4 protein-coding genes and 1 pseudogene are annotated in these 6862 nt (G+C 43.1%); 3 read left to right on the top strand and 2 right to left on the bottom strand.

Going from position 1 to position 6862, the window contains the following annotated elements; all coding sequences use genetic code 11:
- The 3 genes and pseudogenes from F6K38_RS32420 to F6K38_RS32410 form a co-directional block, all read left to right on the top strand.
- Positions 1–305 (top strand): annotated as a pseudogene (locus F6K38_RS32420) (ATP-binding protein); the annotation flags it as partial.
- A gap of 68 nt (positions 306–373) precedes the next feature.
- A complete protein-coding gene (locus F6K38_RS32415; protein WP_287251857.1) occupies positions 374–1456 on the top strand; it encodes a tetratricopeptide repeat protein in 1083 nt (360 codons plus the stop codon).
- A 45-nt stretch (positions 1457–1501) separates the two neighbouring features.
- Entirely contained in the window at positions 1502–4930 is a 3429-nt protein-coding gene (locus tag F6K38_RS32410) for a HEAT repeat domain-containing protein (RefSeq protein WP_287359202.1), read from the top strand.
- Between the two features lie 94 nt (positions 4931–5024).
- On the opposite strand, the gene F6K38_RS32405 is transcribed toward F6K38_RS32410, so the two are convergent.
- Both F6K38_RS32405 and F6K38_RS32400 read right to left on the bottom strand, forming a co-directional pair.
- Positions 5025–5732 (bottom strand): hypothetical protein, encoded by a 708-nt coding sequence (locus F6K38_RS32405; protein ID WP_287251862.1) that lies wholly within the window; start codon positions 5730–5732, stop codon positions 5025–5027.
- Between the two features lie 530 nt (positions 5733–6262).
- On the bottom strand, positions 6263–6682 hold the full coding sequence (locus F6K38_RS32400) for a DUF6174 domain-containing protein (RefSeq protein WP_287359199.1): 420 nt from the start codon (positions 6680–6682) through the stop codon (positions 6263–6265).
- Positions 6683–6862 lie beyond the last annotated feature (180 nt).

Here is a 6862-nt window from a genome sequence, read left to right as displayed (position 1 = left end):
ACGGTGAGACCTTAAAGAATCTTTGTCTAATGAGTGGTGGACATGTCCGAAACTTGATGCAATTAATCCAGAAAGCGATTGACTGGACAGATGAACTACCGATTACTAAAAAAGCAGCAAAGCGAGCCATTGAAGAAACACGAGAGACCTATCAGAAGACTGTACAGGAGACTGAATGGGAAATTTTAGCGCGAGCATGTCATCTCAAGCAGGCCTATAATGATGTTGATCACTTACGTCTGTTGTTGAGTCGCTGCCTCTTGGAATACCGCTATTATGATGAAAACGATAACCTACAGATTTGATGTAATGTTCATCCACTAATCGAAGGGATTCCAAGATTCCAAGATGAACTTAAAAAGGTTAGAGCTTTATGAGTCTTGCTAAGTCATCTAACGATAGTCAACCCTCTAGGGAGGAAATTTACCAAGCCTTTTTGCGATCGCTGAGGCGACGGAGGGGATTTGGGATTGTGTTCATGCAATCTCCTCCAGCGGAGGCTAAGCGGATCATTGGGCGAGTGCATCAGGATTTACCCCAGAAGCAAATAGCAACCTTAACATTAAACGAGCCCATTGATAATCTTTATGATCGTGTTAAAAATATTCTAGACCGCGATCAGTTGACTATTCTCTTCATTCAAGGTCTTGAAAAATCTTTAGAAGCTTATATCAAGCCAGGATATGGCGGAGACGGGGATTACTACAATCTTGATACTGTCCCTACTATCTTGAGTCATTTAAACCAACGGCGAGAGCTATTTCGAGATAATTTTCCAACTCTTTGCTTTGTTTTTGTGTTGCCAGCGTTTGCTATTAAATACTTTATTCGCCGTGCTCCGGATTTCTTTGATTGGGGCGCAGGTGTTTTTGATTTTTCTGTTGATATAGGAGCTAACGGTTTCTCTGATAATGTAATCCAACCAGGGCAAAACAACATCAATGTTGGTAGTGCTAGACCTGCTGACGAAGAGATTGACTATTTTAAACAGGCTTTACAAAGGCAACGAGAAATCGGCGATCGCGTAGCGTGGCCTACGGCCAATCGCAAGGGTGAGGCAGATTCTTTAAGTAGCTTGGGTAATGCTTATCGATCCTTAGGCCAATATCGAGAAGCGATTGACTATCTTCAACAGGGTTTACAAATTCAACATGAGATTGGTGACCGCTACGGAGAATTAGCTTCTTTAAGTAGTTTGGGTGGAGCCTTATATTGCCTCAAGCAGTATGAGCGCTCCATAGCTTCTTATGATCAAGCAATTGAGATTTACCAAGAGTTGGGACTTGATCAAGCTGCTTTATTGAGTCAGATGCTGATTAATCGAGGTAATGCCTTAAAGAGCATAGGGCGGTTAGAAGAATCAATTAAGAACTACAATCAAGCCCTGGCAATTGAACCAAATTCAGATCAAGCGTTGGTTCAGTGTGGGGATGCTCTAAATCAGTTGGGACTATGAATTGCTATTACAATTAAACTAATTAAACCTAAGTAAATATCAATTATGGACCCCCTCTCACTTTTGGCTAGTTTAGAAATACCCAAAATAGTCTCACCTTTGTTAGGTAGTGCTGGGGTAGCAGTGGGTAAGCATATAGCTCAATCTCTGACTAAAAGCGATGTCGAAAAAGCCATCAAAGCTGGAGTAGAAGCGGTTTATCAATCGGACGAAAAACTCGATAGTCAAAAGCGCTTATTTTTTCATGTCGCCCCGGATGGCTGGAATGGAGTTAAGAAGTTTTTGGGCAACTATTTTACTAACTCGGGGGTTGTGGCGGAATTACAGAAACCCTTAATCAATCAAGGAAAGCCAGACTGTGATTTTTTAGTCAGGCTATTTCAACAGCAAGCTGAAGCCAAGAGTATCCAACTAAATCAACAAGCCAGTTTACCGGATTGGATAAAGATCTTTGTTAATGCTTATTTTGAGCAGACTGCTACTTATCTAAAATTTCAGGTAGCCAAACAGGATTATTGTAACCAGTTAGCCAAATGGTTTGATGATGTAAAATTTGCTGGCATTGCTGTGGCTGGGCAAGAAGTAGAAAAATCGGAGAAGTTAGCCCAGATTTTTGTAATGCCAGATGTGGTGCAGGAGGTGGCAACTGCTAGGGATTTGGAATTGGAGCGGTTAGCAGAGGCAAGTGGTGAAAAACCAGAAAGGGCGCTGTTGGAAAAGACAACTCCTAGGAAATTTTTGGCTGATCAGTTGTTGAGTCAAAATCAGTCGAGACGAGTAGTGATATTGGGTGCTCCAGGCTCCGGTAAAACAACCTTGATGAGTTATTTTGCCGTAATGTTAGCTCAGAGCAAAGCTGAGGTTTTGGGATTAGATGGTAATACTGACTGGCTACCGATTTTAATTAGGATACGAGACTTGGCCAGACATCCAGATAAAAGCCTGATCGACTATGCCCGGATGTTTGCTGAAAAAACCATGGCCGTCAACACCATACCAGTGGGATTTTTTGACCATTGGTTGTCTGATGGTAGAGCGTTAATATTGCTGGATGGTTTGGATGAAGTAGCAGAAGACGCTAAACGGAATGATGTGGTCAGTCGCATCAATAATTTTTTAGGACAGTTTGACAGAAATCGAGCGATTATTACATCTCGTCCGGCTGGTTATCGACGGGACTTTTTCCGCACTGAGGACTTTCCCCACTATCAAATTGAACCCTTTGATGACAAGAAGATTTCCGCATTTATTGATAACTGGTATAATAGCAGGTTTCAAGACCAAGCAGAAGCGGAAAGGCGCAAGCAGACGTTACGAAAGGCTCTGGATGATAATGACCGGATTAAGTTGTTGGCACGGAATCCGTTATTGTTGACAATTATTGCCTTGATTCATCGGTATCAAGCGGTATTGCCCAAGGAGCGCCATAAGCTTTATGACAAGGCAGTGGAAACCTTGTTAACCTCTTGGGATGCCAATAAAGAGTTAACTCGTGATAATTGGTTGACCTATTTGGGTTTGGATGATTTACGCCGGTTGATGGAATCCCTGGCTTATTGGATTCATATCCAGGGAAATATTGAAGATAACGACAGTGGCACCCTGATTGACCGGGATGAGTTGATTGATCAGTTGAAGCAGCAGATTAAAACCATGAAGGAGGTGAAGCTTCATCAGGCCGAGGAAGAGGCGAAACGATTTGTAGAATTGATTCGGGAGCGCACTGGTTTATTGAATGAGCAGGGGCAAAATTGTTATGCCTTTGTCCATAAGACTTTTCAGGAATATTTGTGTGCTGAAGATATTGACTATGAAGCGGATAATGACGGGGATTTTGATATTGTTTTGGATCCGATTCGGGAGCATTTGCATGACTCCCACTGGCGCGAAGTGTTACTATTGCTGATAGCACAACAAAAACCCAAAAAGGCGGCGAAAGCGATTAAGATAGTTTTGAATAATAAGAGTGATTATGAGCAGTGGTTGCATCGGGACTTGTTGTTTGCTGGTAATTGTTTGGCGGAAAACCCCAAGAATTTGCGGGGTGCTGATAGTAGCTTAGTGCAACAGATTTTAGAGCGGTTGGTTGAGTTGGAGGTGAGTGAAGAACGAGTTGGTAATAATATTCATCACCAAGTTTATCAAATAATTTGTAGTTTAAATGAAACGAATTTTCAAGAACAGGTATTGGAATTGTTGAAGAAGCAATCTGATATTAATGAGAAAAGATTGCTGAACTATCGAGCTAAATTAGGGGAAAAAGATCAGGTAATTGACATATGGCTAGAACGACTGAAAGATAATGACTCTGATGTCCGTGAAAGGGCAGCCGATGCCTTGGGTAAATTGGGCAACAGCTCAGACACCGTAGTCAAGGAAAACATAGTCAAGTCTCTACTAGCACTGCTTGAGGATAATGACTCTAATGTGCGTATTAGTGCAGCCTATGAATTGGGTAAATTGGGCAAGGACTCAGAAACTGTAGTCAATGCTCTACTAGCACTGCTTGAGCAGCATAACTCTGATGTGCGTAGTAGTGCTAGTACAGCCTTGGGTAAATTGGGTAACAGCTCAGACACCGTAGTCAACCCTCTACTAGCACTGCTTGAGGATAATGACTCTAATGTGCGTAGTAGTGCAGCCGATGCCTTGGGTGAATTGGGCAATAGCTCAGACACCGTAATCAACGGCCTACTAGCACTGTTTCAGGATAATGACTCTAATGTGCGTAGTAGTGCAGCCGATGCCTTGGGTGAATTGGGCAACGGCTCAGACACCGTAGTCAACGGCCTACTAGCACTGTTTCAGGATAATGACTTTAATGTGCGTAGTAGTGCAGCCGATGCCTTGGGTGAATTGGGCAACAGCTCAGACACCGTAGTCAACGGCCTACTAGCACTGCTTCAGGATGATAAATCTTATGTGCGTATAAGGGCAGCCGATGCCTTGGTTGAATTGGGCAACGGCTCAGACACCGTAGTCAACGGCCTACTAGCACTGCTTCAGGATGATGAATCTTCTGTGCGTATAAGGGCAGCCGATGCCTTGGTTGAATTGGGCAACAGCTCAGACACCGTAGTCAACACTCTACTAGCACTGCTTCAGGATAATGAATTTTATGTGCGTAGTACGGCAGCCTATGCCTTGATTAAATTGGGCAACAGCTCAGACACCGTAGTCAACGGCCTACTAGCACTGCTTCAGGATAATGACTCTAATGTGCGTTGGATGGGAGCCTATGCCTTGGTTGAATTCGACAACAGCTCAGAAACCGTAGTCAACACTCTACTAGCACTGCTTCAGGATAATGACTCTAATGTGCGTTGGATGGGAGCCTATGCCTTGGGTAAGTTGGGCAAAACATCCGATCATATTCTCCGCACTGTGATTGAATGGATTGAACAACACCAGGATTCAGACTATGTGGGCAATGGTATTGATGTGCTGTGGGATTTGGTTGTAGGTAGGGAGTAGGGAGCAGGGAGCAGGGAGCAGGGAGGGTTTTGCGATCGCCCCCATTGTAGACTCTTAACTCGATCAGCTTTTGCGATCGCATTCCAAATCCCAGTCAACGAGAAATAGAGCGACTATTACAATAGTTCCGGTAACCTCTAATATAATCGTTAACCATATCAATCGCTTCAGGGCGCATGTTTCGTTGACGGGGAAAGTCCTTTAATACCGAAAAAACATTCTGGTAAACCGCACACCAATTCCCAATCCCTGCCCGTAATGACTGTTGTGCCCGAACCAGGCTACGGATAAAAGCAATAGAGAAATCTTCAGGATCCTTCACAACTGCTGCATCCAATAATAATAGAGCATTAGCTCGCTGAACTTGCCCCAGACTACTGCTTGATCTAGAGCGATTGCTTACTGCAACAGCACTCTCCAAAGTTGGGTCATCCATGGCTAGTAAATAGCCTAGCGCTAGGGCTTCTGCTGCCGTTAACATCTCAAGGGTAATGGCTGATGGCTGCTGACTACGGCTGCGAGCAATATACTCAAGATACTGATTAGCCCTCTGGCTCGGCTCAACAGAAAACCCAAGTTGGTTGATAATCGCTGCTCGCACATCATGGGTAATATTGGGATTGCTTAGGTTTTGGAAAACCTTATCATCAAGTCCATAAACCGAGGCATATGTAATCAGATCAACATCTTTATATGCCTTAGCAAAAGGAGTACTAGTTAAGGGACTATCCGCCAAGGCTACCGGAGCAGCTGTAACTATACAACCTACCACAACAGGTGTCAGTAATGGTGTAATTTTCATTATATCACTTTTTAACTTTGTGAGCTTGTAGGGTGGGCAAAAACCGTTGAATTATTTGGATTATTATAAATTAGATTACTTTGCCCACCCTACTTGGGTTTTAGTTTGTAGCTTGTAGGGTGGGCAAAAACCGTTTAGTTCTTTTGATTCTTCTAGATTAGATTACTTTGCCCACCCTACTCATCTACTCATCGGTCTTGTAGGGTGGGCAAAAACCGTTGAATTATTTGGATTATTATAAATTAGATTACTTTGCCCACCCTACTTGGGTTTTAGTTTGTAGATCGTAGGGTGGGCAAAAACCGTTGAATTATTTGGATTATTATAAATTATATGTAAGCATTCAGCATTCAGCGGTCAGCCGTCAGCTTGTTTTATTCAAAAGCTCTTTGGTGTAGCGTGCGCTATGGGCATAAACTCTTTCGGTAGCGTGGCGACAGGCTATCAGCTGATAGCTGATAGCTGATAGCTGATAGCTGATAGCTGATAGCTGATAGCTGATAGCTTACAATTATATTACTTTGCCCACCTTACTTTAATTCTTCCAAATTACCAATAGTCAAAGTTCTTTCATCATCCGCTATCTTTTCTCTGAAGTCCATATCGATTTGAGTTGGATAACCTAAAGTCGGGTCGTAGGTAACATCAAGCTTATAATAATCCTGATCAATAGCCTTTTGGACAACATCGAATAGCTTCGAGACCGAATCATAGGTATTAAAAAATTTCCGATTAACTGGTTTGCCGCTATCAGCAGCAACAATGGAAGTCGTTTCACCATTACGGATTTCTACCACAACTGGGTTGGTGACTTCACCAATACAATAGCAACTTACCTGTAATCTATACCGGTAGTTATCTAGCTTTTGAGTTTCCCAACGTTCCTGATTTTGTTCCAATAGCTGCTCAGGGGAAGGATCACTAGCACAAGCGGAAAGTGGCAGAATCATCACTAGTAATCCTAGCCAACAATAGCGATAGAGTCTGGAGTGTAGCGTCATACTGTTCGAGTCACTAAGTAGAGCGACCAATCATAAGTCAGGATGGTTGACGAATCCGCTAGTGATTTTGTTGCCATTGTCGGTACGGGGGGCAGTAGAGCAACTGGTGTAGTAGGTTCGACTTGAAAC

Origin of the sequence: Moorena sp. SIO3B2 (genome assembly GCF_010692525.1) — a bacterium.
Lineage (GTDB): Bacteria > Cyanobacteriota > Cyanobacteriia > Cyanobacteriales > Coleofasciculaceae > Moorena > Moorena producens.
Note: the sequence above shows the minus strand (reverse complement) of the source record. Positions and strands in the feature narration are given on the sequence as shown.

Bases quoted from the DNA above. Each gene is read 5' to 3' on its own strand.
- F6K38_RS32415 (WP_287251857.1), top strand. From the start codon at position 374: ATGAGTCTTGCTAAGTCATCTAACGATAGTCAACCCTCTAGGGAGGAA.
- F6K38_RS32410 (WP_287359202.1), top strand. From the start codon at position 1,502: ATGGACCCCCTCTCACTTTTGGCTAGTTTAGAAATACCCAAAATAGTC.
- F6K38_RS32405 (WP_287251862.1), bottom strand. From the start codon at position 5,732: ATGAAAATTACACCATTACTGACACCTGTTGTGGTAGGTTGTATAGTT.
- F6K38_RS32400 (WP_287359199.1), bottom strand. From the start codon at position 6,682: ATGATTCTGCCACTTTCCGCTTGTGCTAGTGATCCTTCCCCTGAGCAG.